The organism is Actinomadura sp. NPDC000600 (assembly GCF_040492135.1).
GTDB lineage: Bacteria > Actinomycetota > Actinomycetes > Streptosporangiales > Streptosporangiaceae > Spirillospora.
This window is the reverse complement of sequence record NZ_JBEUPD010000007.1, coordinates 288,480-315,025: the sequence shown is the minus strand read 5'-3', so window position 1 is coordinate 315,025 and position 26,546 is coordinate 288,480. Positions and strand designations below refer to the sequence as shown.

25 protein-coding genes and 1 pseudogene are annotated in these 26,546 nt (G+C 73.8%); 16 read left to right on the top strand and 10 right to left on the bottom strand.

Annotated features, from left to right (window positions below):
* The first annotated feature begins 273 nt into the window (after nucleotides 1–273).
* From ABWI07_RS13870 to ABWI07_RS13850, 5 genes are read left to right on the top strand one after another with little or no spacing between them, the layout of a single operon-like run.
* Nucleotides 274–1,608: an ATP-binding protein gene (locus ABWI07_RS13870; protein ID WP_353818742.1), complete on the top strand. Its 1,335-nt coding sequence runs from the start codon at nucleotides 274–276 to the stop codon at nucleotides 1,606–1,608.
* Nucleotides 1,605–2,039 carry a roadblock/LC7 domain-containing protein gene (locus tag ABWI07_RS13865; protein WP_235037444.1) on the top strand — a complete coding sequence of 145 codons (435 nt, stop codon included), beginning with the start codon at nucleotides 1,605–1,607 and terminating at the stop codon, nucleotides 2,037–2,039. Before ABWI07_RS13870 ends, ABWI07_RS13865 begins: the two co-directional genes overlap by 4 nt.
* Nucleotides 2,036–2,392, top strand: a complete 357-nt coding sequence (locus ABWI07_RS13860) for a DUF742 domain-containing protein (RefSeq protein WP_149264946.1) — start codon at nucleotides 2,036–2,038, stop codon at nucleotides 2,390–2,392. The genes ABWI07_RS13865 and ABWI07_RS13860 overlap by 4 nt, the downstream gene beginning before the upstream one ends.
* Nucleotides 2,370–2,966, top strand: a complete 597-nt coding sequence (locus ABWI07_RS13855) for a GTP-binding protein (protein ID WP_353818741.1) — start codon at nucleotides 2,370–2,372, stop codon at nucleotides 2,964–2,966. Before ABWI07_RS13860 ends, ABWI07_RS13855 begins: the two co-directional genes overlap by 23 nt.
* Nucleotides 2,963–4,180: a cytochrome P450 gene (locus ABWI07_RS13850; protein WP_149264948.1), complete on the top strand. Its 1,218-nt coding sequence runs from the start codon at nucleotides 2,963–2,965 to the stop codon at nucleotides 4,178–4,180. Before ABWI07_RS13855 ends, ABWI07_RS13850 begins: the two co-directional genes overlap by 4 nt.
* On the opposite strand, the gene ABWI07_RS13845 is transcribed toward ABWI07_RS13850, so the two are convergent.
* The gene (locus ABWI07_RS13845) at nucleotides 4,149–5,552 is read right to left on the bottom strand and encodes an SPFH domain-containing protein (RefSeq protein ID WP_149264949.1); all 1,404 of its coding nucleotides are present in this window, start codon (nucleotides 5,550–5,552) and stop codon (nucleotides 4,149–4,151) included. The genes ABWI07_RS13850 and ABWI07_RS13845 overlap by 32 nt on opposite strands.
* Nucleotides 5,553–5,706: 154 nt before the next feature.
* Between ABWI07_RS13845 and ABWI07_RS13840 the strand changes: the two are divergent.
* Nucleotides 5,707–7,434 (top strand): annotated as a pseudogene (locus tag ABWI07_RS13840) (bifunctional copper resistance protein CopD/cytochrome c oxidase assembly protein); the annotation flags it as partial.
* 32 nt (nucleotides 7,435–7,466) lie between these two features.
* On the opposite strand, the gene ABWI07_RS13835 reads toward ABWI07_RS13840, so the two are convergent.
* From ABWI07_RS13835 to ABWI07_RS13815, 5 genes are all read right to left on the bottom strand, one after another.
* On the bottom strand, nucleotides 7,467–8,795 hold the full coding sequence (locus ABWI07_RS13835; protein WP_149264951.1) for an HD-GYP domain-containing protein: 1,329 nt from the start codon (nucleotides 8,793–8,795) through the stop codon (nucleotides 7,467–7,469).
* A gap of 10 nt (nucleotides 8,796–8,805) precedes the next feature.
* On the bottom strand, nucleotides 8,806–10,155 hold the full coding sequence (locus ABWI07_RS13830; protein ID WP_149264952.1) for an HD-GYP domain-containing protein: 1,350 nt from the start codon (nucleotides 10,153–10,155) through the stop codon (nucleotides 8,806–8,808).
* 518 nt (nucleotides 10,156–10,673) lie between these two features.
* Complete coding sequence (locus ABWI07_RS13825) at nucleotides 10,674–11,600, bottom strand: NAD-dependent epimerase/dehydratase family protein (protein WP_149264953.1); 927 nt, start codon at nucleotides 11,598–11,600, stop codon at nucleotides 10,674–10,676.
* A 19-nt stretch (nucleotides 11,601–11,619) separates the two neighbouring features.
* Nucleotides 11,620–11,916, bottom strand: coding sequence for a mycothiol system anti-sigma-R factor (gene rsrA, locus ABWI07_RS13820; RefSeq protein ID WP_149264954.1), 297 nt, complete (start codon nucleotides 11,914–11,916; stop codon nucleotides 11,620–11,622).
* Nucleotides 11,913–12,518 carry a sigma-70 family RNA polymerase sigma factor gene (locus ABWI07_RS13815; RefSeq protein ID WP_141577890.1) on the bottom strand — a complete coding sequence of 202 codons (606 nt, stop codon included), beginning with the start codon at nucleotides 12,516–12,518 and terminating at the stop codon, nucleotides 11,913–11,915. The genes rsrA and ABWI07_RS13815 overlap by 4 nt, the downstream gene beginning before the upstream one ends.
* 362 nt (nucleotides 12,519–12,880) lie before the next feature.
* On the opposite strand from ABWI07_RS13815, the gene ABWI07_RS13810 reads away from it, so the two are divergent.
* On the top strand, nucleotides 12,881–13,699 hold the full coding sequence (locus ABWI07_RS13810) for a class I SAM-dependent methyltransferase (protein WP_308801028.1): 819 nt from the start codon (nucleotides 12,881–12,883) through the stop codon (nucleotides 13,697–13,699).
* 24 nt (nucleotides 13,700–13,723) lie between these two features.
* Here ABWI07_RS13810 and ABWI07_RS13805 read toward each other — a convergent pair whose 3' ends face one another.
* Nucleotides 13,724–14,518: an SOS response-associated peptidase gene (locus ABWI07_RS13805; protein ID WP_200842463.1), complete on the bottom strand. Its 795-nt coding sequence runs from the start codon at nucleotides 14,516–14,518 to the stop codon at nucleotides 13,724–13,726.
* 52 nt (nucleotides 14,519–14,570) lie between these two features.
* Between ABWI07_RS13805 and ABWI07_RS13800 the strand changes: the two genes are divergently transcribed.
* The 6 genes from ABWI07_RS13800 to ABWI07_RS13775 all read left to right on the top strand — a co-directional run bounded on the left by ABWI07_RS13800 (nucleotide 14,571) and on the right by ABWI07_RS13775 (nucleotide 21,011).
* The gene (locus tag ABWI07_RS13800; RefSeq protein WP_353818740.1) at nucleotides 14,571–15,620 is read left to right on the top strand and encodes a DoxX family membrane protein; all 1,050 of its coding nucleotides are present in this window, start codon (nucleotides 14,571–14,573) and stop codon (nucleotides 15,618–15,620) included.
* 108 nt (nucleotides 15,621–15,728) lie between these two features.
* A complete protein-coding gene (locus tag ABWI07_RS13795) occupies nucleotides 15,729–16,322 on the top strand; it encodes a sigma-70 family RNA polymerase sigma factor (RefSeq protein WP_149264955.1) in 594 nt (197 codons plus the stop codon).
* Complete coding sequence (locus ABWI07_RS13790; protein WP_353818739.1) at nucleotides 16,319–17,041, top strand: anti-sigma factor family protein; 723 nt, start codon at nucleotides 16,319–16,321, stop codon at nucleotides 17,039–17,041. Before ABWI07_RS13795 ends, ABWI07_RS13790 begins: the two co-directional genes overlap by 4 nt.
* Nucleotides 17,042–17,136: 95 nt before the next feature.
* Nucleotides 17,137–18,408, top strand: coding sequence for a 3-phosphoshikimate 1-carboxyvinyltransferase (gene aroA / locus ABWI07_RS13785; protein WP_353818738.1), 1,272 nt, complete (start codon nucleotides 17,137–17,139; stop codon nucleotides 18,406–18,408).
* 17 nt (nucleotides 18,409–18,425) lie between these two features.
* Nucleotides 18,426–19,433 (top strand): ribosome small subunit-dependent GTPase A, encoded by a 1,008-nt coding sequence (gene rsgA, locus ABWI07_RS13780; protein WP_353818760.1) that lies wholly within the window; start codon nucleotides 18,426–18,428, stop codon nucleotides 19,431–19,433.
* 57 nt (nucleotides 19,434–19,490) lie between these two features.
* Nucleotides 19,491–21,011 carry an FAD-binding oxidoreductase gene (locus ABWI07_RS13775; protein ID WP_353818737.1) on the top strand — a complete coding sequence of 507 codons (1,521 nt, stop codon included), beginning with the start codon at nucleotides 19,491–19,493 and terminating at the stop codon, nucleotides 21,009–21,011.
* A 5-nt stretch (nucleotides 21,012–21,016) separates the two neighbouring features.
* On the opposite strand, the gene ABWI07_RS13770 is transcribed toward ABWI07_RS13775, so the two are convergent.
* Nucleotides 21,017–21,850: a hypothetical protein gene (locus tag ABWI07_RS13770; protein ID WP_353818736.1), complete on the bottom strand. Its 834-nt coding sequence runs from the start codon at nucleotides 21,848–21,850 to the stop codon at nucleotides 21,017–21,019.
* Nucleotides 21,851–21,985: 135 nt separating this feature from the next.
* Between ABWI07_RS13770 and hisN the strand changes: the two genes are divergently transcribed.
* The 3 genes from hisN (at nucleotide 21,986) to lhgD (ending at nucleotide 24,351) form a co-directional block, all read left to right on the top strand.
* Nucleotides 21,986–22,789: a histidinol-phosphatase gene (gene hisN, locus ABWI07_RS13765; RefSeq protein WP_149264960.1), complete on the top strand. Its 804-nt coding sequence runs from the start codon at nucleotides 21,986–21,988 to the stop codon at nucleotides 22,787–22,789.
* 136 nt (nucleotides 22,790–22,925) lie between these two features.
* The gene (locus ABWI07_RS13760) at nucleotides 22,926–23,117 is read left to right on the top strand and encodes a tail-anchor membrane protein (protein WP_141577897.1); all 192 of its coding nucleotides are present in this window, start codon (nucleotides 22,926–22,928) and stop codon (nucleotides 23,115–23,117) included.
* Between the two features lie 43 nt (nucleotides 23,118–23,160).
* Nucleotides 23,161–24,351: an L-2-hydroxyglutarate dehydrogenase gene (lhgD, locus tag ABWI07_RS13755; RefSeq protein WP_353818735.1), complete on the top strand. Its 1,191-nt coding sequence runs from the start codon at nucleotides 23,161–23,163 to the stop codon at nucleotides 24,349–24,351.
* Here the strand turns inward: lhgD and ABWI07_RS13750 are convergent.
* Nucleotides 24,348–25,832, bottom strand: a complete 1,485-nt coding sequence (locus ABWI07_RS13750) for a carboxylesterase/lipase family protein (RefSeq protein ID WP_353818734.1) — start codon at nucleotides 25,830–25,832, stop codon at nucleotides 24,348–24,350. The genes lhgD and ABWI07_RS13750 overlap by 4 nt on opposite strands.
* Nucleotides 25,833–25,902: 70 nt before the next feature.
* Nucleotides 25,903–26,535: a TetR/AcrR family transcriptional regulator gene (locus ABWI07_RS13745; RefSeq protein ID WP_149264963.1), complete on the bottom strand. Its 633-nt coding sequence runs from the start codon at nucleotides 26,533–26,535 to the stop codon at nucleotides 25,903–25,905.
* Nucleotides 26,536–26,546 lie beyond the last annotated feature (11 nt).

Here is a 26,546-nt window from a genome sequence, read left to right as displayed (position 1 = left end):
CCGCCGCCGTAGATCGTTCGCGGGCGAGCGTAGTACGGCCGCCGCCAATGAATCAGGCGAATCCATCGGAAAGTAACGTGATTCAGACTGTGGGTGATCTTGCGATGCGCCCGGCGGCAAGTTCTCTGCGCGCGAGCACAAGCGCATCCCGGCGCACCCGTCCTACGGTGCCGAAACCGCGGCGTATCCGCGCCGTCCCCCACCAGCCATGAGGCGGTCCGCCGTGGACGCGGCCGGACCCGCCTCGCCGAAAACCCCTGCACCGAGGATCTGATGGAGCAATTCCTCTTGGCGGCGGCGCTCGTCGTCGTGGCGGGCGCCGGCATCGCGGCCGCCGTCCTGCTGGTACGCCAGCGGCAGGAGACGGCCGGCCTCCGCGCGCAGAACGCCGTCCTGGCCCGCGGCCTCGACCTGCGCGAGAAGGAGCTGCGGCACCTCGCGGACGTCCGGCTGCCGGAGCTCATGGAGTCCCTGCACAACCCCGGCGTGCGCGTCACCGGCCCGCTGCACGACCTCGACCGCGAGGCGCCCGCGTTCGGGCAGGCGCTGCGGACCGTCACCGAGCTGTTCGCCGGGTCCGCCGCACGCGTCCGGGAGCGGGCCGACCTGTCGGCGAAGTCGACGCTGCGGGCGATGATGCGCGCCGTGCAGAGCCTCGCCAACGAGCAGCAGCTCGCCATCTCCGACATGCAGGAGCGCCACGACGACCCCGACGTGCTGGAGGGCCTGCTCCGCGTCGACCACATGAACGCCCAGCTCGGGCGGCGCGCCCAGGCCACCGCGGTGCTGTGCGGGTCGTGGCCGGGGCAGCAGCGCTCGGCGTCGTCGATGAGCGACGTGGTGCGCGGCGCGACCTCCCGCATCCGCGACTACCTGCGCGTCAACATCCAGGAGCCGGTGAACACCGCGGTGACCAGCCGGGCCGTGGAGCCCATCGTGCTGACCCTGGCCGAGCTGCTCGACAACGCGGCGCGGCACTCGCGCCCCGACACCACCGTCGAGGTCAACTTCCAGTCCACGCACAACGGCGTCGCCATCATGATCGACGACGCGGGGGTCGCGATGGACGCCGAGGAGCTCCAGCGCGCCGCCGACCTGCTGTCCGGCGACGCGTCGGTCGACATCCACCGGCTCGGCGACCCGCCCCGCGTCGGGTTCGCGGTGGCGGGCGTCCTCGCCGCCCGGTACGGGTTCCGGGTGTCGGTCGACACGCGCTCCCCCTACGGCGGCGTGCGGGCCGTCGTGTTCGTGCCGAGCGCGCTTCTCACCGACGTCCCGGACGAGCGGGCGCCCGAACGGTCCGCCGCGTCCCGTCCGGCCGGCGAGGGCCCCGCGCCCGCCGCCGCGGCCGGCGTCCCCGCCACCCCGGGCGGGCTGCCCAAGCGCACCCGCGTCGCGGTCGCCGAGCGCCCCGCCGGGGCCGCCGCGACCGCCGAAGACCAAGAACCGCCCGCCGCGCCGGACGCGGGGGCGCAGCCGCCGGCCAGGCCGGCCCGGGAGACCGCCGCGGGCCTCGGCGCCTGGCAGCGCGGCACGCGGTCCGGCCGCGCCGCGGCGCCGTCCGACGCGGACGGCCCCGGCATCGAGAGCAAGGACCTGCGGCCATGAACGAGGGGTGGAACGGCGCGATGGACGACGGTACGAACCGGCTCGGCTGGATGCTGGACGACGCGCTGCGGATGCCGGAGACCCGCTACGCGATCCTGCTGTCGGCCGACGGCCTGCTCATGGCGCACTCCGCGCGGATCAGCAGGGACGAGGCGGAGCGGCAGGCCGCCGGCATGGCGGGCCTCCAGTCGCTCGCCCGCAGCACCGCCGAGTTCTGCGGGGACGCGGGCACGACCTGGCGGCAGACGGTCAACGAGTTCGACGACGGGTACGTCTTCCTCGTCGCCGCCGGCCCCGGCGCGTACCTGGCGGTGTCCGCGACGCAGCACGTCGACATGGAGACCGTGTCGTTCCGGCTCCAGGAACTCGTCCAGCGGCTGGGCAAGGAGATGACCACCCCGCCGCGGCCGGGCGCGGGCCGTCCCGCATGACCCCGCGCCGCAGCAGGCGGGCCCTGGTCCGCCCGCACGTCGTCACCGGCGGGCGGGCACACCCCACCCGCAACGTGTTCGACCTCGTCACCCTCGTGACCGCGGTCGGCGATCCGCCGCGCACCGGCCTGTCCCCGGAGAAGGCCCGCATCGTCGAACTGTGCCGCGGCGGCGCGCTGTCGGTCGTCGAGATCTCCGGCCATCTGAGCCTGCCCGTCGGGCTCACCAAGGTGCTGCTGTCCGACCTCGTCGACAGCGGGCACCTCACCACCCGGGCCGCCGCGCCCGCCGCCCAGCAGTCCAAGGCCCGGCTCCTTCAGGAGGTGCTCGATGGACTCCGCGCTCGCCTCTGACACCCCCTATCTGCGCGAGAGCGTCCGGACCGCCGTGAAGATCCTCGTCGTGGGGCACTTCGCCGTCGGCAAGACCACCTACGTCGGGACGCTGTCGGAGATCCGCCCGCTGCGCACCGAGGAGCGGATGACGCAGGCCGGAGCGGCGGTGGACGACCTCGCCGGCATCCGCGACAAGACGACCACGACCGTCGCGATGGACTTCGGGCGCCTCACCCTCAGCGACGACCTCGTCCTGTACCTGTTCGGGGCGCCGGGGCAGCAGCGGTTCACCCGGCTGTGGGACGACCTCGCGCGCGGCGCCCTCGGCGCGCTGATCCTGGTCGACACCGCCCGCCTCCAGGAGTCCTTCGCCGTCATGGACATCGTGGAGAAGCAGGGCCTCCCGTACGCGGTCGCCGTCAACCACTTCGAGGGCGCGCCGCGCTTCCCCGACGCCGAGGTGCGCGAGGCCCTCGACCTCGCGCCGGCGACCCCGCTCGTCAGCTGCGACGCCCGCGACCGCACCTCGTCCACCGAGGCGCTCATCTCGCTCGTCGACCACCTCCTCACCCTGGACGGGCAGAAGCCATGACCACCGACCAGTCGTACCCGGGCGGGCCGTACACCGGGCCCGAGCGCGTCGCGCTGTACGGCCCGGAGTTCGCCAAGGACCCGCAGAGCGCCTACGCCCGGATGCGCGCGTACGGCGACTTCGCGCCCGTCGAGCTGTCGCCGGGCGTGCCGGCGACGCTCGTCCTCGGCTACGACGCCGCGCTGGAGATCCTGCGCGACCCCGCCACGTTCCCGCGCTGCAGCGAGGTGTGGGAGGAGGAGGTCGGGCCCGAGTGCCCGGTGCTGCCGATGATGATGTCGCGGCCCAACGCGCTGTTCACCAACGGAAGCGTGCACGCCCGGCTGCGCTCGGTGATCGTCGAAAGCCTGGACCGGGTCGACCCGGTGTCGCTGCGCGAGAACACCGCGCGCAGCGCCGACAGCCTCATCGACCGGTTCACCGGCGACGGCAAGGCCGACCTCATCGGCCAGTACGCCCGCACGCTGCCGCTGCTGGTGTTCAACGCGATGTTCGGCTGCCCCCGCGACATCGGCGACAAGCTCGTGCGCGGCATGAGCGCCATCTTCGACACCGTCTCCGCCGAGGAGGGCAACGCGCTGCTCGTGGAGGCGACCGGCGAGCTGGTGGCGCACAAGCGCGCGCATCCGGGCGCGGACGTGACGTCCTGGATGATGAGCCACCCCGCCGGGCTCGACGACCTGGAGATGGCCCACCAGCTCATCCTGCTGGTCGGGGCCGGCACCGAGCCGGAGCAGAACCTCATCGCCAACGGCATCCTGCTGCTGCTCTCCGACGACCGGTTCGGCGGCGACCTGTCCGGCGGCTCCCTGCCCGTCGAGGACGCGCTCGACGAGATCCTCTGGACCGACCCGCCGATGGCCAACTACGGGACCACCTTCCCCCGCCAGGACATCGACTTCCACGGGTACCGGCTGCCCGCCCACCAGCCCGTCCTGGTCAGCTACGCCGCCGCGAACACCGACCCGTCCCGGGCGTCCGCCGACCGCAAGGGCAACCGCGCCCACCTGTCCTACGCGGGAGGCCCGCACACCTGCCCGGCGAAGAGCCACTCCCGGCTGATCGCGTCCGTCGCGATCGAGACGCTCCTCGACCGGCTCCCCGACGTGGAGCTGGCCGTCCCCGCGGAGCACCTGGAATGGCGGCCGGGCCCGTTCCACCGGGCCCTCACCGCCCTCCCCGTCACCTTCCCGCCTGACCAGGCCCTTCCGTAGCGGAGCGCAGCGCGCCGACGACCGCGGCGAGCTGCGTGATCAGGCCGGCCACGCTGGTCTGGTCAGCGCCGTTCACGGTGACGGTGCGCAGCTCGTCCGGCTTGGGCAGCTTGGCCATGATCTCGGGCAGGGAGGCGATGAGCCGCGCCTGCACGGCCGCGGGGGTCCGCTCGTTCTCCAGCGCGGCGCGCGCGGCGTCGCGCTCCAGATCGAGCAGCGACTGCTCGTGCCGCGACCTGGCGCGCATGTCGGCGAGGGCCAGCTCGCCCTCGGTGCGCAGCCGGGCCAGCTCGTGGTCGCGCTCGATGCGCAGCCGCCCCGTCTCGGCCTCCTCCTCGTGCCGCTCGCGCTCCATCCGCAGCGCGTGCCGCGTGGTCTCGGTCTGGAGCTCGGCGACCTCGCGGGAGTCGTCGTGCTCGCGCCGGGTGCGGCGCAGCTTCTCGGCCGCCTCGGTGTCGAACAGCTGCGACTCGTTGCGGGCGCGCAGCTCGGCGAGCTCGCGCTCGTGCTCCAGCCGCTGCGTCTCCTTGATCCGCGCGGCGGCCATCTCCCGCTGCGCGACGGCCTCCTCGGCCTCCAGCTCGGCCAGCCGCGCGATCTGCGCCTGCTCGGCGCGGTAGGGCTTCTGCAGGTTCTCCCAGAGCCGGGACGAGCTGACCACGGCCTCCTTGATCTGCACCGTGACGATCCGCAGGCCGAGCCCCTGGTCGCTGTTGTCCTCGCCCTCGGCGACCGCGCGCAGCCGGGCCGTCAGCTCCTCGATGATCGGCTGCTTGTCGCTGAGGACGTCGCGCACCCCCATCGTGGCGACCTTGTCCTTGATCGCCGCCTCGGCCTGCTCGCGGAGCTGGAGGTTCACCAGCCGCATCGGGTCGTCGCCGCCGAAGTCGAGCTTGCGGTAGGCGGTGCCGAAGTCCTGGATGATCCACTGCACGTAGCCCTGGACGAGCACGCCCTGCAGCTCCCGGCAGATGCAGTAGGCGTTGATCAGGATCGTCTGCGTCGCGCCCGGCACCACGAGGAAGGAGTCGGTGGCCGGGTTGAACCGGAACGACACCCCGAGGCCGATGTGCAGCGGCTCGGCGCGCCCGCGCCGGGTGTGCACGACGAACGCGTTCGGCGGGACGAGCACGTTCTTCCACCGCCAGAACCCGCTGATCCGCACATCCACGGGCCCCGCGGCGGGGCGGTCGGCGGGCCCCGCGGCGCCGAGGGCGCGGTCGCGCTTGGCCAGCGGTCCCGGCGCCGGGGCGGCGCCGACCGCGCCCGGAGGCGGCGGCGGGGAGCGCCTCGCCTTCAGGTCGTCCTCCAGCACCGCCTGCTCGGCGACGACCTTGTCCAGATAGCTGTTGCCCTGGCCTGAAGCGCTCATCTCGCTCCCCCGGAATTCGGTGTGGCCGCCACATTAATGAACCTTTTGTTTGGATGCGTGCGTATTTGCGAGCGTGGCGACACATGAGGCGACGGCGACGCGCAAAAGGGAGCCGAGACACGAGGAGACGCGGGCGGCGGGGGCCGATGCGCCGATGCTCGCGATCGGGGCCGGTGCGATCGCGCTGGTCGTCCTCGCGCTCGTGGTGCGGCTCGGCGGCGCGTTCAGCGAGACCGCGGTGCCGGGGCTCTCCCAGGCGGGGGCGCTGACGAAGACCGGCCTGGTGACGGCGCGGCTGGGCGGCAACACCGCCGCCGTCCTCACGGTCGGATGGCTGCTGGTCGCGGCCGTGTTCGTGCCCGGCACGCCCGCCGCGCGCCGGTGCCGTCGCGCCGCGTCGCTCGCCGCGACGGCCTGGGCCGCGTGCACGCTCGCGCTGATCGTGTTCACCGTCCTCGACCTGTTCGGGGTGGGCGTCACCGGGGTCACCGGCGACATGATGCGGACGTTCCTCGTCGAACTGCCGCAGGGACGGGCGCTGCTCCTCGTCCTCGCCGCCGCGGTCGCCGTGTCGGTCGCGGCGGGCCTCCCCGGAGGCGAGCACCGCGCCGGGAACGGGGCCGGGTACCCGCTGGCCGCCGCGCTCGCCGGGATGCTGCCGCCGCTGTTCACCGGGCACGCCGCGAGCGGCGCGAACCACACCCTCGCCGTCTACAGCCTCGTCGCCCACATCCTGGGCGTCGCGCTGTGGATCGGCGGGCTGGTCGCCCTGGTCACCGTCGCCCCGGCCGTCGGCGACCGGCTCCCCCGCGTCGCCTACCGGTACAGCGGGCTGGCGCTCGTGTCGTTCGCCGTCGTCGGCGCCAGCGGCGCGGTGAACGCGTGGGTGCGGCTCGGCGGCGTCCACCTCGGCTCGCGGTACGGGGCGCTGGTCGTCGCGAAGGCCGCCGCGCTCGCCGTCCTCGGCGCGATCGGCTGGTGGCACCGCCGCGCCACCCTCCCCGCCCTGCGCGACGGGCGGGGCGCGCGGCCCTTCCTGCGGCTCGGCGCCGTCGAGGTCCTCGTGATGGCGGCGACGATGGCGCTCGCCACCGGGCTCTCGCGCACGCCGCCGCCGGAGGTCGCGCCGGGCACGCTGGACGTCGTCGCGCTGCGGCTCGGGTACCCGCTGCCCGGTCCCGCCGGAGCCGGGCCCCTCCTGCTCGACTGGTGGATCGACCCGCTGTTCCTCGTGCTCGTCGCCGGCGGCGCCGTCCTGTACGGGACGGGGGTCGCGCGGGTGCGCGACTGGCCGTGGCGGCGGACCCTGGCCTGGGCCGCCGGGCTGCTCGTGGTGCTGCTGGCCACCTGCAGCGGGATCTCCCGGTACAGCATGGTCCTGTTCAGCGTCCTTGCCGTCCAGCACGTCCTCGTCGGTCTGGTGGCGCCGGTGCTGCTGCTGTACGGGGCGCCGCTGCGGCTGGCGCTGAAGGCGATGCGCGGCGAGGGCGGCCCGCTGCTCGCCGACGCCGCCGCGAGCCGGGGCGTCCGGGTGCTCGGGGACCCGCTCGTCGCGTCCGCGCTGCTCCTGCTCAGCCTCTACGTGTTCTACCTGTCGCCGCTGTTCGGGGCGTCCCTCGCCAACCACGCCCTGCACTCGCTGGCGCTGGTCGTCTTCCTGGGCGTCGGGCTGGCGTACTTCCACGGGACGGCGGGGACGCTGATGCCGTTCGCCGTCCTGCCGCTTCACGCGATCGCCGGGATCGCCCTGATGCGGCACGGGACCGTCCTCGGCGGCTGGTACGAGCACCTCGGCCGCCGCTGGGGCGCGTCACCGCCGGACGACCAGCACCTCGGCGCGCTGCTCCTGTGGACGGGGGCCGCCGCCGTCACGCTCGCCGTCGCGGCGGCCCACGGACTTCGCGGGCACGGACTTCAGGGGCGGGGGACCCGGTCCACGACGCGGCTGAGCGCCTCGACCACCGTCGGGTCGTACTCGGAGGCGGAGTCGAGCCGCAACCGCTCCAGCACGGCGGCGCCCCGGTCGCGGTCGCCGGAGTCGCCGACCAGGTCGTCGTAGGCGTTCGCGACCTTGATGATGCGGCCGGCGAGCGGCGGCGGGAGCGGCCGCTCCCCGGCGTCGCCGGACGGCTCGCGCCCCGTCCGGTAGGGGTGCGACGACAGTTGGACGATGTGCGCGACCCGGTCCAGGACACCGGTCTGCTTGATCACCTCGGCGCCGAGCTCGGCGATGCGGCGCTGCTCGGCCGGGGACGCCAGCACCGTCGCGCCGCCCGGGATCGGGTCGCCGAGCGACAGCTGCCCGATGTCGTGCATGAGGGCGGCGTACTCGAGTTCGAGGAGCTCGGCCTCGGACATCCCCAGCTCGCGCCCCATCGCCACCGCGAGCTTGGAGACCCGGCGCGAGTGCCCCGCCTCCACGTAGCCGCCGACCTCGGTGACGCGCGACAGCGCCCGGACGGTCTGCAGGTAGGTGGCGCGGATCCCGGCGTAGCGGCGGAACGCGAACTGCGTCACCAGGATCGGCACCGTGAAGATCAGCAGCGCGGCCTCGCCCATCGCGGTCGTCGCGACCGCGATCAGCATGGCGGTCGCGCTGGTCGCGGCGCACAGCGCCATCTTCGCCTCGAACTCGTCGCGCAGCGCGATGCCGAACCGCGCCCGCACGGCCTCCGCGCGGATCATCGCGGCGATCAGCATGTCGGTGAAGCAGGCCAGCACCACGACGAAGCACATGACGGCCAGCAGCAGCTGCCAGGGCAGGTTGAGGGGCATCAGCGGCCGGAAGCACAGCGCGACGACCGCGACGGTGAACAGCCGCCGCGCCATCGCGTCGGGCTGCGTCGGCCGGCCGACCGCGATGTGCGGCAGCGAGCCGACCAGCATCCCGGCCGCGGTGACGGCCACCACCTGCAGCGCGGAGTGGTCGGCGGCCACGATGCCGAGCCGCGCGCCCGGCGGTGCGCCCTCCGGGCCGACGCCGACCAGCATCGCGTAGCCCATCGCGCCCGCGCTGGCGATCGGCGCGACCTCCCGGTTGCCCGGCATCACCATGCGGAACAGCTCGCCCAGCGCGATCAGCACGCCGAAGATGATCGCGATGTCGGGCTGGTGGAGCCCGACCGCCGCGACCTCGGTGACCGCGACGATGACGAACAGCCCGGCGGTGGCGATCAGCAGGAGCTGGCCGGAGTCGATGGTCTGCCACGCGGCCCGGTCGCGGGCGCGCATCTCCTCGTTCATGGACGTCCCGTCACTGGCGCACCTCGTCGCCGCCGGCGACGCGCAGCGGCGCGCTCGGGTCGTCGTGGTCCTGCTGGGTGGTCTCGACGACGTCGTCGTCCGGCAGCACGACCGGCCGCGGCGGCTCCCAGCCCTCCCGCTCCAGCGCCCGCAGGAACGCCTCCACCATCGCGGGGTCGAAGTGGTCGCCCATCCCGCGGCGCAGCTCCTCGACGGCCTCCTCCTTGGTGCGGGCGGCGCGGTAGGAGCGGGTCGAGGTCATCGAGTCGAACGCGTCCGCGACGGAGATGACCCGGGCGAACTCGGGGATCTCGTCGCCCGCGAGGCCCATCGGGTAGCCGCGGCCGTTCATCTTCTCGTGGTGGTGCATGATGCCGGCGAGCGCCTCGTCCAGGAAGCCGATCTCGCGGACGATCTGCCATCCGCGCATCGGGTGCAGCTGGATCGCGGCGAACTCCTCCTCGGTGAGCGAGCCGGACTTCTGCAGCACCTTGGTCGGGACGCCGAGCTTGCCGACGTCGTGCAGCATCCCCGCGTACCGGATCGCCTCGACCCGCTCGGCGCGCATCCCGATCTCCTGGGCGATCATCACCGAGCCGCGGGAGACGCGCTCGGAGTGGCCGCGGGTGTAGAAGTCCTTGGTCTCGACCGCCTGGCACAGCGCGGCGAGCGTCGCGGCGTGCGCCTGCTGCTGCGCGTACGCCTGGTCCATGGCCCAGCGGGCGATGAACAGCGGGAGCAGGACGAGGACGGCGGCGAGCGGCCCGACCCGCGGCCACAGCCCGGCGATCAGCAGGCCGACCATGCCGTAGCCGAGGCAGCCGACGGCGACCTGGCCGAGCTCGCGCAGCAGTTCGCGCGGCGCGGCCTGCCGGCTGAGGAGCAGCACCCCGGCCATCAGCATGAGGTTGACCAGGACGAACGCGACCAGCGCGGCGAGGAAGGGCCCGATGACGTTCTCCACCCAGCGGGCCTGCTCCGGATGGAAGCGGTCACCGTCGAGGAAGTCGAAGACCGTCCCCGCGATGTACCCGCTGAGCGCGAACTGCGCGCCGTTGAAGAGGCGCTTCTCCGGGGCGAAGAACCGCTGCCCGGTGACCAGCGCGCTGAGCCCGAGCAGCGCGGCGCCGACCGGGCCGAGCAGCACCACCGACGCCAGGCTCGCGGCGAAGCTCAGCGAGACCCTGGCCCGCCTGATGTTCAGCCGCGCGGGCGCCGAGTCGCAGACCAGGAACAGCAGCGCCAGCACGGCGAGTTTCGACCAGTCGAGGTCCGCGAAGGACGACGTCGCGATGAGGCCCGCCGCGAGGGCGACCACACCGCATACGTACGCCCAGGCAGCGAGAGGTAGTCCACGCATTGCCGCCCCTCGGGGAGTGACGAGATGGCGGGCCGCCACCGGGCTCACACGTGCCGGCCGGCACCTAGACCCAGGACACGCCCTTGGTCATCATCAGCGACCACGGCGGCGGGACGCTCGGGCCCCGCCCGTCTCCGTGCGGTGTCACGCGCTTGAGCATGGCTCCTTGCCTCCCCCCAGCCGAACCGGGCCGCCGGCCTCGCGGCCGGCCGCCGGGACCGGACCGGTCCAGGCCTCCCGGGTGAGCGCGTACCCCGAATTCCTCGGAGTGCACGCGCTCCGTCGCTGATTTCGGGCTAAGCCTAACGCGGACCGCCCAGGTCACACAGGCGTGCAGGAAAACGTGAGCAAAGCGTGAACCAATCGTCACCTTAGGTGATCAATTATCCTGGTTGAATTTGCAATCATCACTGCTCGACGCCGGGTGCACAATCTGAATGCACGTGCATCGGCAAATGCACCCCATAAATCGGCGAAGTCAACAAACCAATCCCCGGGAGATTATGCGGCCGGGACGATCAGGGGCGCACCGGATTACGGTCCCGCGCCCAGGCGACCGTCTCCGCGAGCCCTTCGCGCAGCACCGTCCCCGGCTCCCAGCCGAGCGCCTCCCGGGTCGGCCGCGGGTCGATCGCCATGGCGGGCAGGTCGCCCAGCCGGGGCGGCGCGAACTCCGGCTCGTCGGGCGCGCCCGCCGCCGCGGCGACGAGCGAGTGCAGGTCCCGGTCGGTCGTCTGCACGCCGGTGCCCACGTTGAGGCGCAGCCCGCCGCCCGCCTCCCCGCCTGCGCGGGCGAACGCGTCCACCACGTCCCCCACGTAGACGTAGTCGCGGGTCTGGGCGCCGTCGCCGAAGACCTTGGTCGGGCGGCCGGCCAGCAGCGCGTCCGTGAAGATCGAGACGACTCCCGCCTCGCCCTCCGGGGTCTGCCGGGGCCCGTAGACGTTCGCCAGCGTCAGCGTGGTGAAGTCGATCCCGTGCAGCCGCCGGTACATCCCGGCGTACACCTCGCCCGCGACCTTCGAGGCCGCGTACGGGGACGCGGGCCGCAGCTCGGCGTCCGGCGGGACGGGCAGCGCGTCCGGCACCCCGTAGACGGCGCAGCTGGAGGTGAACACGACCTTGCGCGAGCCCGCGGCCCGGGCGGCCTCCAGCACGTTGGCCGTCCCGACCACGTTGGTGCGGGCGTCGCCCAGCGGGTCGGCCACGCTGAGCCGGACGCTGACCTGCGCGGCCAGGTGGAAGACCACCTCGGGGCGGCGGACGGCCGCCCGCTCGGCGAGCGCCGGGTCGCTGACGTCCATCTCCCACAGCTCGACGCCCGGCTGGACGTTCGCTCCCGAGGACCTGTCGTCCACGCCGACGACCTCGTGGCCGTCCGCGAGGAGCCTGTCGACGAGATGGGATCCGATGAATCCGGCCGCGCCGGTGACGAGTGTCAGCACACCGGCAAGATACCGGTGCTCAGGCGCTCTCCGGCTTGCCGGCGCCCCCGGTCGCCTGGATCTCGCCGCAGATCTCCTCGATGCGGCCGAGCACCTTGGCGCGCAGGTCGGTGGGCGCCTGCTCGCACCCGCACGACTTGTTCACGAGCTTCTTGACGGCCTCTTCGAGGCCGTACTCGCGCAGGCACGGTCCGCACTCGTCGAGGTGCTGGCGCACCTCGCCGCAGCCGCCCTGGTCGAGCTCGCCGTCGAGGTAGGTGTAGACGCGGGCGAGCACCTCGTCGCAGGGCGTCTCGTGGTGGTTGCCGCAGCTCATGTCGACCCCCTGCTCGCGCGGGTGAGCCCGCGCTCGTCGGCGTAGTCCTCAAGCATGCCGCGCAACTGGCGCCGGCCGCGGTGCAACCGGGACATCACCGTGCCGATGGGCGTGCCCATGATCTCGGCGATCTCCTTGTAGGCGAAGCCTTCGACGTCGGCGAGGTAGACGGCGATGCGGAACTCCTCCGGAAGCTCCTGCAGCGCCCGCTTGACGTCGGAGTCGGGGAGGTGCTCCAGCGCCTCGGCCTCGGCCGACTTCAGCCCGCTCGACGTGTGGGACTCGGCACGGGCGATCTGCCAGTCCTCGATGTCGTCGGTGGCGGCCTGCTGCGGCTGGCGCTGGCGCTTGCGGTAGGAGTTGATGAACGTGTTGGTCAGGATCCGGTAGAGCCAGGCCTTGAGGTTCGTCCCCTCCTTGAACTGGTGGAAGGACGCGAACGCCTTGGCGAACGTCTCCTGGACGAGGTCCTCGGCGTCGGCCGGGTTGCGCGTCATGCGCAGCGCGGCCGAATACATCTGGTCCAAGAACGGGAGCACGTCGCGCTGGAAGCGCTCCTGGCGCTGCTCCACGGTCTCCGCGGTGCCCGGTACCTGACCCACCCCCTCGGCTCTGGCGCCCGTGGCCTTGACCGGCCGGGCGGCGCCGTACCCCTCAGACGATATCGACCCTCCAGACGATATCGGTCCGCGAGGCCTGCCGACTCGGGCGGGGGCCCGCGCGTCGCCGCGGGGCCCGGTCGTTCCGGCCCTCCGCTGCTGATCGGCGACGGCTGTGGTCATCCGGCTCGCACCTCCGATTTCCAGGGCTCTGTGAGAGGGTGCAACACCGGAACGCCCCCGCCGATTCCCGGCCGGGGGCGGCGCGCCGGAACCGGGTCGCCGGACCCCGTCCCTCACTCAGGGTGATGACCGGCCCCGGACGGGGAAAGATGTGACATACACGGCTAGAACAGGAGCAATTGGTGCACTCGGTGCCTTCGGCGCGACCTTCCGAGCCCACCATCGCCAGCCTGCGGGACACCTCCGGTGACGGGTCAGGGGACTCCCTTGCGCGGTACTGGACGTTCTACGGTGCGGTGGCGGACGCCCAGCTCACCCGGTGGCTGCCGCGCAGGCCGTCCCGCGTGCTGGACATCTCGGGAGGCCACGGACACAGCGCGGCCCAGGCGGCCGCGGCCGGCCACACGGTGCTGGAGGTACGCGACCCCGAACGCTTCGGCCGGCCGGCGCCCGGCCGCCCGGCGCCGGCCCGGTCCGCCGCCGGGCACCCCGTCGCGGGCACGGTCCCGCTGATCGCCGACTCGGGCACGCTGTCCTACCTCGCCGACGCCTGCGTGGACTCCGTGATCGCCGAGAACCGCGTGCTGTCCCGGCACCTCGCCACCGAGGCCACGATCGCCGAGATCGCCCGGGTGCTGCGCCCCGGCGGCCGCGTCCTGCTGTGCGTCGACTCCCTCACCCTCGGCATGGCGCTGCTGGCCGAGCGCAACTACTGGGCGCACCTGTCGGACGTCCCGAGCGCCGAGGTCGTCCTCGTGCCCTGGCCGGACGGGACGATCACCCGCTCGTTCTCCTCGCACCAGCTCCGCGAGCTGCTCGCCGACGCGGGCCTGGAGGTCGAGTGGATCAGGCCCCGGACGGTGCTGTCGCCCTCGACGGTCGAGCACGTCCTCGGCGAGTCCCCGCGGGCGCTGGAACGCCTCGTCCGCACCGAGCTCAACGCGCGCCAGACCGACGAATCGCTCGGCATCCACCTACTGGCCAGCGCCCGGCGGCGGTAGCGCGGCGCGCGACATGGCAACGCGTCAGAACAGGCCCTCGGAATGGCCGCCGGAACCATCCTCGGAATTCGCCGGCTCTATGAGTTCCGGGCCGTTGTTCCGAACGCTGTTGACGGCCTTTGACACCGGGTAGGCGTCCATTGTCCCGGCCATGGCGGGCACCAGGAGGCCGCGCACCCGCTCGGTGTCGGTGAGCGCGGGGTCGAGCCAGGCGTCCCACCGGTCCGGCTCGACGATCATCGGCATCCGGTCGTGGATCCGGCCGAGGTCGTCCGGCGCGTTCGTGGTGATGACGGTGCAGGTCCACACCCACTCGTCCTCGGGCGACTTCCACAGCTCGTACAGGCCGGCCATCGCCATGACGGCGCCGTCCTTGGGACGGATGAAGTACGGCTGCTTCTGCGCCTTCTTCTTGGCCTTCTTCTCGCCTTCGGCCGGATCGGCCGCGCCGCCCTGGTCCTGGATCGTGTACCACTCGAAGTAGCCGTCGGCGGGGAGCAGGCAGCGGCGCCTGGCGAACGCCCGGCGGTAGGACGGCTTCTCGTGCACCGTCTCGACCCGCGCGTTGATCATGCGGGACCCGATGGACAGGTCCTTCGCCCAGGACGGCACGAGGCCCCACCGCACGGTCCGCAGCTGGCGCACCGCCGGCGCCTCGTCGGGCTCGTCCTTCGGCCGCCGGTCGAGCACGACCGGGACCTGCTTGGTGGGAGCGACGTTGTAGTCGGGCTGGATGTCCCCGTCGACCGCGTCGAGCTGCACCTGGAACTCGTCCAGCAGCTCCTGACGCGCGCGGGTGGTGGCGTAGCGTCCGCACATGGGTCCCATCCTGCCGCGCTTGAGGCGCGGCGCGCTGGGCATGTAGCGGGTCATGCGACCCTTCACGACCATGGCCCGCCCGTTCGTGGCGGCGCCGTACATCATCACCGGCATGGAGGCCCTCCGTGATCCGCGCGAACGCGCCGAGCGGGTGGGCCCGGCCGTCAAGCCGGTCGCCGACCGGATCGACTGGCTGCCCAAGGACCCCGAGACCCTCGTCCGCATGCAGGGCGCGCTCAGCGTCGGCACCGGCGCGCTGCTGCTGACCGGGAGGTTCCGGCGGCTCACGACGCTGCTGCTCGCGGCGCAGCTCATCCCCGCGCTGGCGACCGAGCACCGCTTCTGGACCGAGGACGACCCCGAGCGCCGCGCCGACGAACGCTCCCACCTGCTGAAGAACGCCGGCCTGTTCGGCGCGCTGCTCATGGTGGCGACCGAGCCGCGCCGCGCGCCCCGCACGGCCGAGCTGCGCCGCATCGCCCGCGAGACGCAGATCAAGAGCGGCGCGGAGGCCAGGGCGATGCGCCGCGAGGTCGCCGTGACGCTGCGGGAGGCGCGCCGGGAGGCGGCCCGGCAGGTGCGCGTGGCCCGCGCCGAGGGCGGGCGCAAGGCCGCCAGGCAGGCCGCCAAGGCGTCGAGGAGCGCCAAGGGCGCCCGGTCCGGCGGCGCGTTCCGGCTCGGCAAGGCGACCGGCGTGCTCAAGACCGCGAAGACGGGCGGCAAGGCCGGCGCCAAGGCGGGTGGCAAGGCGGGCACCGTGCTCAAGACCGCCGGAGCGGGCGCCGCGGTCACGGCGAGCAAGGCCGGCGGCGCGCTCAGGACCGCCGGGACGGGCGCCGCAGTCAAGGCGGGCAGGACGAGCGGCGTGCTCAAGACCGCGAAGACGGGCGCCAAGGCCGGCATCGCGGTGAAGGTCGCCAAGGCGGCCGGCGACGCGTTCAAGTTCGGGCGCCGTCCGAAGCCGTCCAAGGCCGCGCGGGCGGGCCGGACCATCAAGGCCGGGACCGCGGCGCAGGCGGCGAAGGCGGCCAAGGCCGGACGGACCGTCAAGGCGGGGACCGCCGCGCAGGCGGGCAAGGCCCTCCACGCCGTGAAGCGGTGACTTCCCGAAGAGAACCTTAAAAGATTCTCAAGAACGTTGAACCGCGGGCCGGGGCGGTTCCGTACTGCCAGAGGACCGCCCTTCCATCACGACGGAGACGCCCCGGCCATGGCAGTTCCCGGATCGACCGGCCGCCACAGCGGCGGCCTGCGGAGCCTGCTCCGCCGCCCCGGCGCGGCGCGGGCCGCGCAGGACGCGGCCGACGAGGAGATGGTGGCCGAGCTGTACCGCGAGTACCATCGGCCCCTCCTCGCGTTCGTCTTGCGGCTGACGGGCGGCGACCGCCCGTGGGCCGAGGACGTGGTGCAGGAGACCATGATCAGGGCATGGCGCAGCGCGGACCGGCTCGACGACCGGACCTCCTCGCTGATGCCGTGGCTGGCCACGGTCTCCCGGCGTATCGTGATCGACAACCGGCGGATGCGCGAGGTCCGGCCGCCGGAGGTCGGCGACGGGCCCCTGGAGAACCTCCCCATGGCGGACGAGATGGACGCGCTGCTGCGCAGGGTCGTGGTGACCGAGGCGCTGGAGTCGCTCTCCCCCGCGCACCGGCAGGCGCTGACCGAGACGGTGCTGCGCGACCGGACGGTGAACCAGGCCGCCGAGTACCTGGGCATCCCGGTGGGGACGGTCAAGTCCCGCGTGTACTACGCGCTGCGCGCCTTGCGCGTGTCCTTGGAGGAGAGGGGGGTGACGTCATGAGTTCCCAGGTCGAGCACACCGATGTCGGCGCTTACGCGCTGGGCCTTCTCGAAGACGGCGATCGGCGGGCGTTCGAGGCGCATCTGCGAGGGTGCGGGTCGTGCCAGGCCGAGCTGGGCGAGCTGTCCGGGACGGTGGGCGCCCTCTCCGAGCTGGCGCCCGCGGCGGGGCCGGTCCCCGGCCCCCGCCGGGCGGGAGGGGGCGGCGAGCCGTCCGCACCGCCGGCGGAGGTGATCGACATGGTGCGGCGCCGGCGGCGGTCCGACCGGCGGTTCCGGCGCGGCGCCTACGTCGTCGGCACGGCCGCCGCGGCCACGGCGCTGGCCGCGGGCATCGGCATCGGCGCGGCCGTGGACGGCGAGGCCCCCGCTCCGAAGCCGCCCGCGACGCAGGCCATCAGCGGCGAGAAGTTCCACGCCGCGAACGCGAGCACGGGCGCGTCCGGCACCGTCGGGCTGGTCGACAAGGGCTGGGGGACGCAGGTCGGCCTGGAGCTGAAGGGCATCCGGGGCCCGCTGAAGTGCCACCTGGAGGCGGTGTCGCGGGACGGCGAGCGCACCGTCGTCGCGGGATGGCGCGTCCCCGACAAGGGCTACGGCGTCCCGGACCAGCCCAAGCCCCTCGTCATGCAGGGCGGGACGGGGCTCACCCGCCAGGAGATCGACCACTTCGAGGTCCGGCTGGACGACGGCGGAACGCTGCTGACGATCCCGCTCTGACCGTGCCCGCTACGCCCGCTCCGCCCGCTCCCGCTCGGCTCGCTCCCGGTCCGATCGTCCCGCGTCCGCCGCTCCCGGCCCGATAACCTTGGGGCATGTCCTCTCCGCACTGGTCCGCCCCGGTCGCCCATGCCCCGGTGGACGCCACCGTGCCGCTGCCCGGGTCGAAGTCGATGACCAACCGGGCGCTGATCCTGGCCGCGCTCGCGGAGGCGCCCGCCTGCATCACCCGGCCCCTGCACAGCCGCGACACCGAGCTCATGGCGGACGCCCTGCGCGCCCTCGGCGCGGGCATCGGGGAGGACGGCGCCGACTGGCAGGTGCTGTCGGGGCGCCTTGAGGGCCCGGCGCGCGTCGACGTGGGGCTGGCCGGGACCGTGATGCGGTTCCTGCCGCCGGTCGCCGCCCTGGCGTCGGGCGAGGTGGCCGTCGACGGCGACCCGCGCGCCCGCGAGCGCCCAATGGGCCCGATCATCACGGCGCTGCGGGCGCTCGGCGCCGAGATCGACGACGGGGGCCGCGGCGCGCTCCCGTTCACCGTCCGCGGCTCGGGCTCGGTGCCCGGCGGCCAGGTCGTGATCGACGCCTCGGCGTCCTCCCAGCTGGTGTCGGGGCTGCTGCTGGCCGCGCCGCGGTTCGACAAGGGCGTGGAGGTCAGGCACGAGGGGCCGCCGGTGCCGTCCGCGCCGCATCTGGCGATGACCGTCCAGATGCTGCGGCAGGCGGGCGCGGAGGTCGAGACGGGGCCCGACGTGTGGCGCGTCGCGCCCGGCCCGCTGCGCGGCGGCGAGTGGGTGATCGAGCCGGACCTGTCGAACGCGGCGCAGTTCCTCGGCGCGGCGCTGGTCACCGGGGGCCGCGTGACGATCCCCGGCTGGCCGGCGGAGACCACCCAGCCCGGCGACGCGCTGCGCGGGCTGCTCGCCGCGATGGGCGCCGAGGTGACCCGCGGGCCGGACGGCCTGACCGTGCGCGGCGGGGACGGGTTCGGCGGCCTCGACGCCGACCTGCACGAGGTCGGGGAGCTGACGCCGGTGCTCGCGGCCCTCGCCGCGCTGGCCGGCTCGCCGTCCCGGCTGACGGGCGTCGCGCACCTGCGCGGCCACGAGACCGACCGGCTCGCCGCCCTGGTCGCCGAGATCAACGGGCTGGGCGGCGACGTCCGGGAGTTGCCCGACGGGCTGGAGATCCGCCCGCGCCCGCTGCGCGGCGGCGTCTTCCGCACCTACGACGACCACCGGATGGTGATGGCGGCGGCGCTGCTCGGATTGGCCGTTCCCGGCATCGAAGTGGAGAATCCAGACACCGTGGGCAAGACTCTTCCGAACTTCACTCGGCAGTGGGCGTCGATGCTGGCGCCCGCCTGACAGCAGGGACCGGACCACTGGCACGACGAACGAGCGACTACGACGAGGACGACGTCCGGGTGCGGCCCGGGCGCCGGGGGTCGCGGCCGCGCACCCGCCGCCGTCCCGCGCACGAGGACGCCTCTCCCGGGTTCGTGACCGCGGTGGACCGCGGCCGGTACCGGGTCCTGGTCGCCCCGGGCACCGACGACGAGCGCCCCGTCATCGCGATGCGGGCCCGCGAGCTCGGCCGCAAGGGCGTCGTGGTGGGCGACCGCGTCGCGCTGGTCGGCGACGTGTCCGGCGCGCAGGACACGCTGGCCCGGATCGTGCGGGTGGAGCCGCGCACCTCCGCGCTGCGCCGCACCGCCGACGACACCGACCCGTTCGAGCGGATCATCGTCGCGAACGCCGACCGCCTCGTCATCGTGACGGCGCTGGCCGACCCCGAGCCGCGCCCCCGGATGATCGACCGGCAGCTCGTCGCCGCCTACGACGCCGGCATGGCCCCCCTGCTCTGCCTCACCAAGGCCGACCTCGCCTCCCCGGAGGGCCTGGTCGCCGAGTACGCGCCGCTCGGCGTCCCGTACGTGGTGACCCGGCGCGGCGCCGACATCGGCGAGCTGCGCGCCCACCTCGCCGGCCGCACCAGCGTCCTCGTCGGCCACTCGGGCGTCGGCAAGTCGACGCTGGTGAACGCGCTGGTCCCGGACGCCGAACGCGCTGTGAGCCACGTCAACGCCGTCACCGGCCGGGGCCGCCACACCTCCTCCTCGGCGATCGCGCTGGAGCTGCCCGGCGGCGACGGCTGGATCATCGACACCCCGGGCGTGCGCAGCTTCGGCCTCGCGCACGTCGACCCGGAGAACGTCCTCGGCGCGTTCGAGGACCTCGCCGAGGGCGCGGCCGAACGCTGCCCGCCTCGCTGCGACCACCTCCAGGACGACTGCGGCCTCGACGGCTGGGTCGAGGAGGGCCACGCCAGCCGGGCCCGCCTCGACTCCCTGCGCCGCCTCCTCGCCAGCCGCGAGGGCGAGCCCGAATAGTCCGCGGCGCCGCGGATCCCGGCCCGCGCGGGCGGGGCGAAGCGCCACAATGGGCGCATGGAGCGGCGAGCGATGCTCAAGGCGGCGGCCCTCGGCGGACTCGGGCTCGGCGGGCTCGGCCTCGCCGGGTGTTCCGAGGAGCGGCCGTCCCCGCCGAGGCGTCCGCCCACGTCACCGAAGCCGGCCACGTCGCCGAAGCCGACCGGGCCCGCCGACTGGAACGCCCTGGAGCGCGGCCTGGACGGCAGGCTGGTCCGCCCGTCCGACTCCTCCTACAAGGAGGCGAGGCGCCTCTACATCCCGCGCTACGACCGCGTCCGCCCGGCGGGCATCGCCTACTGCGAGACCCCGCAGGACGTCTCGGAATGCGTGGCGTTCGCCACGGTGAAGCGGATGCCGGTCGCGGTGCGATGCGGCGGGCACAGCTACGCGGGCTGGTCGACGGGCACGGGCCTTGTCATCGACGTCTCCCCCATGGACGCCGTGAAGCGCGACGGCGACCGCGCGACGGTCGGGGCCGGGACCAGGCTGATCGACCTCTACGACAAGCTCGCCGACGACGGCGTGGGCGTCCCGTCCGGGACGTGTCCCACGGTCGGGGTGGCGGGGCTGACGCTAGGCGGCGGGTTGGGCGTGACGTCCCGCGCGTACGGGCTGTCGTGCGACGTCCTGGAGGCGGTCCAGCTCGTCACGGCGGACGGACGGGTCCTGACATGCGACGCGCAGCAGAGCCCCGACCTTTTCTGGGCGTGCCGGGGCGGAGGCGGCGGCAACTTCGGCGTGGCGGTGTCGTTCACGTTCCGGACGCACGAGGTGGGCGACGTGGCGCCGTTCAGCATGCGCTGGCCGTGGCGCAAGGCGGCCGAGGTGGTCCGCGGCTGGCAGCGCTGGGCGCCGGCGGCGCCCGGCGAGGTCTGGACGAGCCTGCATCTCGACACCGGCCCCGATGAGGGCACGCCGGGCATCGAGGTGGCCGGCCTCGCGCTCGACGGCGCGAGCGGCCACATGGAGCGGCTCACGGCCGCGATCGGGGCGGACCCCGCCTCGTCCACCGCCCAGAGCCGTCCCTACATGGACGCGATGAAGTTCATGGGCGGCTGCGCCGGGCAGTCGGTGGAGCAGTGCCACGGGGAGGGCGCACTTCCCGGGCAGCGCCCCGGCGGCGCCTTTCCCCGGACCGAGTACTCGGGGAAGTCGCACATCGCCTACAGGCCGCTCCCGGACGAGGCGATCCGCGCTCTGCTGAGCCGGTTCGACAAGGGCAACGACGTGCAGAACCGGTCGGTGCTCATGGACGCGATGGGCGCCGCGATAGCGCGGACAGGGCCGGGCGACACCGCCTTCCCGCACCGGAAGGGCCTGTTCTGCGTCCAGTACCTCGCACCCGACGACGCCTGGCTGTCGGCCACGCACGGCGCGATGGAGCCCTACCTGGGCGGCGCCGCCTACGTGAACTACATCGACGCCGGCCTCAAGGACTGGGCGCACGCCTACTACGGCCCCAACCTCGACCGGCTCAGGAAGGTGAAGGCCGCCCACGATCCCGGGCGGCTGTTCCGCTTCCCGCAGGCCGTCTAACCCCGCTACCCCTCGACGAGGGTGCGCGCCTTGGCCTCGGCCGCGTCCAACGCCTGGACGTGCGAGAGCGCGAGCTCCTCCACGCACCGGTTCATCGCCTCGACCACCTGGCTGAACGCGCTCTCCTCCGCGCCCCGCAGCGCCGCCCGGACGGTCGCGGACCGGGCGCCGAGCGCCGACCACTCCAGCTCCAGCCGCGCGACGGCCTCGTCGAACGCCCGGGACGTCTCGGTCCCGGCGTCCCGCAGGTCGTCCGGGATCGGGCCCGGCCCCGCGGTGCGGGCGCGGCCCGACAGCGTCGAGATCCGGCCGGCGAGCGCCAGCCCGTCGTGGGCCAGCGGGAGGACGTGGTGGACCAGGTCGGTGACCGGCTCGGCGAGCTGCTCGATCCGCGTGAGCAGCAGCTGCGTCGCCTCCTCCAGGGCCTCGGAGGTGCGCGCGGCGACCCGCTCGGCGACGTCCTGCTGCTGCCGGGTCAGCGCCGGGACTATCTCGCGGTCGAGCCGGCGCCGCAGTTCCCGCTCCCCCGGGCCGCCGCCGCCCGCGCGGTCCGTCCAGTCGGCCAGGATCCGTTCGACGCGCTGCCGGACGGACGCGGCGATCTCCGCGTTGACCTCCTCCAGGGATTCGCCCACGCGGCCCTTGAGGCTTTCCACCCGCTCGTACAGCGCCTCGCGTTTGAACGGATCGTTCAGCTCGCCGAGCTGCGCGTTCAGCCGGCGGGAGACGTCGATGACGTGCTCGGCCAGGGGGACGAGGCGGTCGGCGAGCTCGTCGAGCGTCTCCGCCCGGCGGGGGTCGGTCAGCTCGGCCACCCACTCGGGGAGATCGTGCGCCATGGCCCCCATGCTGCCACCACCCGTCCCGGTATGCGGGGTATCGCGTCCGGCGCGCCGCACCTGGCCGACCGAAACGCCGGAAGGGCCCGGGTGGGTGTGTCTGGACAGGCGTTGATCAGGGTAGCGTTGCACGCCGTGGCGGGCTATTCCGATGACCTGCGTCTCGCGCATGTGCTGGCGGACGGGGCCGACGACATCACGACCAGGCGTTTCCGCGCGCTCGATCTCGACATCGAGACCAAGCCGGACCTGACGCCGGTCAGCGACGCCGACCGCAGCGTGGAGGAGCAGATCCGCGGCACGCTGAAGCGGGCCCGCCCGCGGGACGCGGTCCTCGGCGAGGAGTACGGCAGGACCGGATACGGCAACCGCTGCTGGATCATCGACCCGATCGACGCGACGAAGAACTTCGTGCGCGGCGTCCCGGTGTGGGCCACCCTGATCGCGCTGATGGAGAACGACGAGATCGTCGTCGGGGTGGTGTCGGCGCCCGCGCTGAACCGCCGCTGGTGGGCGGCCCGGGGCGGCGGCGCCTGGACGGGCCGGAGCCTGACCCGCGCCACCCGCATGAGCGTCTCGTCGGTGAGCGAGCTGTCGGACGCCTCGCTGTCGTTCTCCAGCCTCAGCGGCTGGGAGGAGCAGGACCGGCTCCCCCGGTTCCTCGAACTGACCCGCTCGGTGTGGCGGACGCGGGCGTTCGGCGACTTCTGGTCGCACATGATGGTCGCCGAGGGCGCCGTCGACATCTCCACCGAGCCCGAGGTGTCGCTCTGGGACCTCGCCGCGCTCCAGGTCATCGTGGAGGAGGCAGGCGGCATGTTCACCGACCTGTCCGGCGTGCCGGGCCCCGACGGCGGCAGCGTCGTCTGCACGAACGGCAAGCTGCACGCCGAGGTCCTGCGGACCCTCGGCGGCGGCCAGCTCTCCCTGCGCATCTGAGGCGGCATCCGGCACCGGCTCCGGACAGGGGGCCGCTTGACCATGGCGTTTCGCCGGACTCGCGACATATCGTGGAACAGCGGTCGTCGTACGGCCGTTCATAACTATGAGGGCGGCCCGTCAACGGAGGTACCAGATGTCGACCCAGACCAAGCTAGTGATCGGCGGCGTCGTCGTCGGCTTCCTGACCCTGTTCGTCTTCCCGTGGTGGCTGAGCGCGCTGATCATCCTCGGCGTCCTCGGCGCGCCGCTCGTCGGGTACATGATGCTCGACCCGTCCCAGCGCAAGCGGGTGCGGGCGCAGGGGCGCAAGCGCCTCGGGAGCTGACGCGCCCGGAGGCGGCGGGACCCGCTCCCACTAGGGTGCGGGTGTGGCGGAGACACGGGTCGGCGTCGTCGGCGCGGGCATTCTCGGGCTGGCGATCGCGCGCCGGCTGACGCTGGAGCGTCCGGGGCTGGAGGTGACGGTCCTGGACAAGGAGGACCGTGTCGCGGCCCACCAGACGGGCCACAACAGCGGCGTCGCCCACGCGGGCCTCTACTACGCGCCGGGATCGCTGAAGGCGACCCTGTGCAGGCGCGGCATCGGCCTGCTCAAGGAGTACTGCGCGGACCGCGGCCTTCCCTACGAGGAGTGCGGCAAGCTCGTGGTCGCGCGCGACGCCTCAGAACTGGCCGCGCTGGAGGAGATCGAGCGTCGGGCCAAGGCCAACGGCGTCCCCCGGCTGCGGCGGCTGGCGGGCGGCGAGATCGCGGAGGTCGAGCCGCACGCGGCGGGCACGGCGGCGCTGCACTCCCCCACCACGGCGATCGTCGACTTCCCGGCGGTGGCCCGCGCGTTCGCCGCGGACGTGGCGGAGGGCGGCGGCGAGGTCAGGCTCGGCTTCGAGGCCGTGCGGATCGGCCGGTCGGGCGACCGCGTCACGGTCGCGTCCCCGCACGAGGAACTGGCCTTCGACCGGCTCGTGGTGTGCGCGGGCCTCCAGTCCGACCGGGTGGCGCGCCTGGCGGGCGACGCCCCCGCTCCGGCGATCATCCCGTTCCGCGGCGAGTACTACCGGCTCGTCCCGTCCCGGACGGACCTGGTCCGCGGCCTCATCTATCCCGTGCCCGACCCGCGCTACCCGTTCCTCGGCGTGCACTTCACCCGGCGCGTGGACGGCGGCGTAGACATCGGCCCGAACGCCGTCCTGGCCCTCGCCAGGGAGGGCTACCGGCGCCGCGACGTCCGCCCCGCCGACCTGTGGGAGACGGTCCGCTGGCCCGGCTTCCGCCGCCTGGCGCGGCGGCACTGGCGGACGGGCGCGCGTGAGCTGTACGGGTCGGCGGTCAAGCGGGCGTTCGTCGCCGAGGCGCGCGGCTTCGTCCCCGAGCTGACGGCCGCGGACGTCGTGCCGGCGCCCGCCGGGGTCCGCGCGCAGGCGGTGGACCCCGACGGCTCGCTCGTCGACGACTTCCGCATCGGCCGCCTAGGCCCGATCACGACGATCCGCAACGCCCCGTCCCCCGCCGCGACGTCCTCCCTGGCAATAGCCGAACACGTAGTCAAAGACCTCCTCTAGTCCCACAGCTTGCGATCAAGGCTGTGGGGGTCGGGGACGATCTCGTCGCCGGGGGCGTCGAAGACCATCACGGGGCGGGCCTCCGGGTCGTACGGCTGCCAGCCGGGGTCGCCTTCGGCGGCGAAGCGGGTCCAGGCGCGGTGCATGCGGTCGGCGAGCCCCTGCGGCGGGTTCGGGCCGGTCAGGCCCTGGCCCTCGGCGGTGAGGTTGTCGAACACGAAGCCGAGCTCCAGGGCGTGGCAGGCGCCGAGGTCCTGGTTGGGCGACCGCCACGCGAACTCGTACATCCAGGTGCGCCCGCCGGACGCCGTGTGCCCGGCTGCGGCGCGGTGCGCGGGGATGCGGAACAGGCTGTCGGTGATGATCGCCGCCATCAGCTCGCCGGGCGCCATGTCGGGGTGGTGGGCGCGGTAGGCGGCCGGCAGGTCCGGCGGGACGCCCATGCCCGCGGTGACGGCCCCGACCAGCTCGTCGGTGAGGGCGGCGGCGATCCCCGTCGGCATCAGGAAGAGCCGGAACTCCTCGGTGGTGTAGCCGATGAGCAGGTCCACGTCCCGCCCGGCGCCGGCGGCGATGGCGTCCTCGGGGCGCCGGGCGATCAGCTCGCCGTCCAGGACGGGCGTCAGCGCCATGCCGCCCGCGGCGGTGGTGGCGCCCCAGCGCCCGGGGTCGGGGAGCGCGGCGACCTCGGTGGCGACGGCGTTCTGCACCGGGATGATCGCGGCCGGGTCGAGGGCGGCGAACCCCTCGGCGGTGGGCTCGACGCCGAGGCGGGCGGCCATCTCCTTGACGACGAGCAGGGCGTCGTCGGGGTCCTGGGCGATGCTGCCCGCGCCGCTCTGCGCGATGGCGCGGTGGAAGAGGCCGAGGTCGAGGGAGAGCAGGGTGGTGACGCTCATCGCGCCCGCCGACTCGCCGAACACGGTGACCCGGGCCGGGTCGCCGCCGAACGCGGCGATGTTGTCGCGGACCCACTCCAGCGCGGCGATCTGGTCGAGCAGCCCCCGGTTGAGCGGGGCGCCTGGCAGGTGCGCGAAGCCCTCGACGCCGAGCCGGTAGTTGATCGTCACGCAGACGACGCCGTCGCGGGCGAAGGTGTGGCCGCTGTAGACGGGCACGGCGCCCGACCCGTTCCGGAACGCGCCGCCGTGGATCCACACCATCACCGGGAGGCCCGCGTCGTCCGGTCCGGAGCCGTCCGGGACGCGGGGAGTCCACACGTTCAGGTTGAGGCAGTCGTCGCCCGGGATCTCGGGGTCGGGCAGGAGCGAGGCGAACACCTTCGGGTAGCCGGGCTTGGGCGCGGTCGGCCCGTACTCGAAGGCGTCGCGGACGCCGTCCCACGGCTCCGGAGGGCGGGGCGCCTGGAAGCGGTTCGGCCCGAAAGGCGGCGCCGCGTAGGGGATGCCGAGGAAGGCGGTGACGCCGTCCCGTGCCGTGCCCCGCACCTTCCCGTAGGTCGTCTGTACGACATCCGCCATGCCGCGCCTCCGGTTCTAGAACGCAATTCGACAGCCAGAGCGTACGGGACACGGCGCGGTCGGGAAACGCTCAGGCCCTACCGGGGTGAAGCATCCGCGTTAGGTAATCGCGGGCGAACGTGCGCATTGCGTCTTCGCTGTCGAGGGCGAGGCCGCCGCCCGGTACGAGGAGGAGCGACACCGCGAGCCTGAGCAGGACCTCGGCCACGGTGTCGTGGTCCTCGGCGTCGCCGGGGCGGGCGCGGCGCAGCCGGTCGGCGAGGATGTCGCGGGCAGCGAGCATCACCGCGCCGCCGTTCATGCTGAGCTGCGGCAGGAACGCCTCGGGCTCGCTCTGCAGGACGCGCGCCAGCAGCGGGTGCGTGCGGGCGCTGCGCAGGCCGACCACGAAGCCCTCGACGACGGCGTCCTCCGGGGAGGCGAGGTCCTCGGTGGCCTCCGAGATCGCGGTGAGGAAGCGGCGGCACTCGCGCAGGATCACGGCCTGGAGCAGCTGCTCCTTGTTGGTGAACCGCCGGTAGATGGTGGTGCGCGCGACCCCGGCCCGCTTGGCGACGTCCTCGACGCTGACCCGGCGCAGCCCGTAGGTCTCGAACTCCGCGAGCGCGGCGTCCAGGATGCGGGTGTCGAGATCGTCGGCGCCGGTGTCCGGCGCCGCCAGCCGGGCCCGCAGCCCTTCCCTGATGCTCGCGTCCGTGGTCATGCCCGCACCCT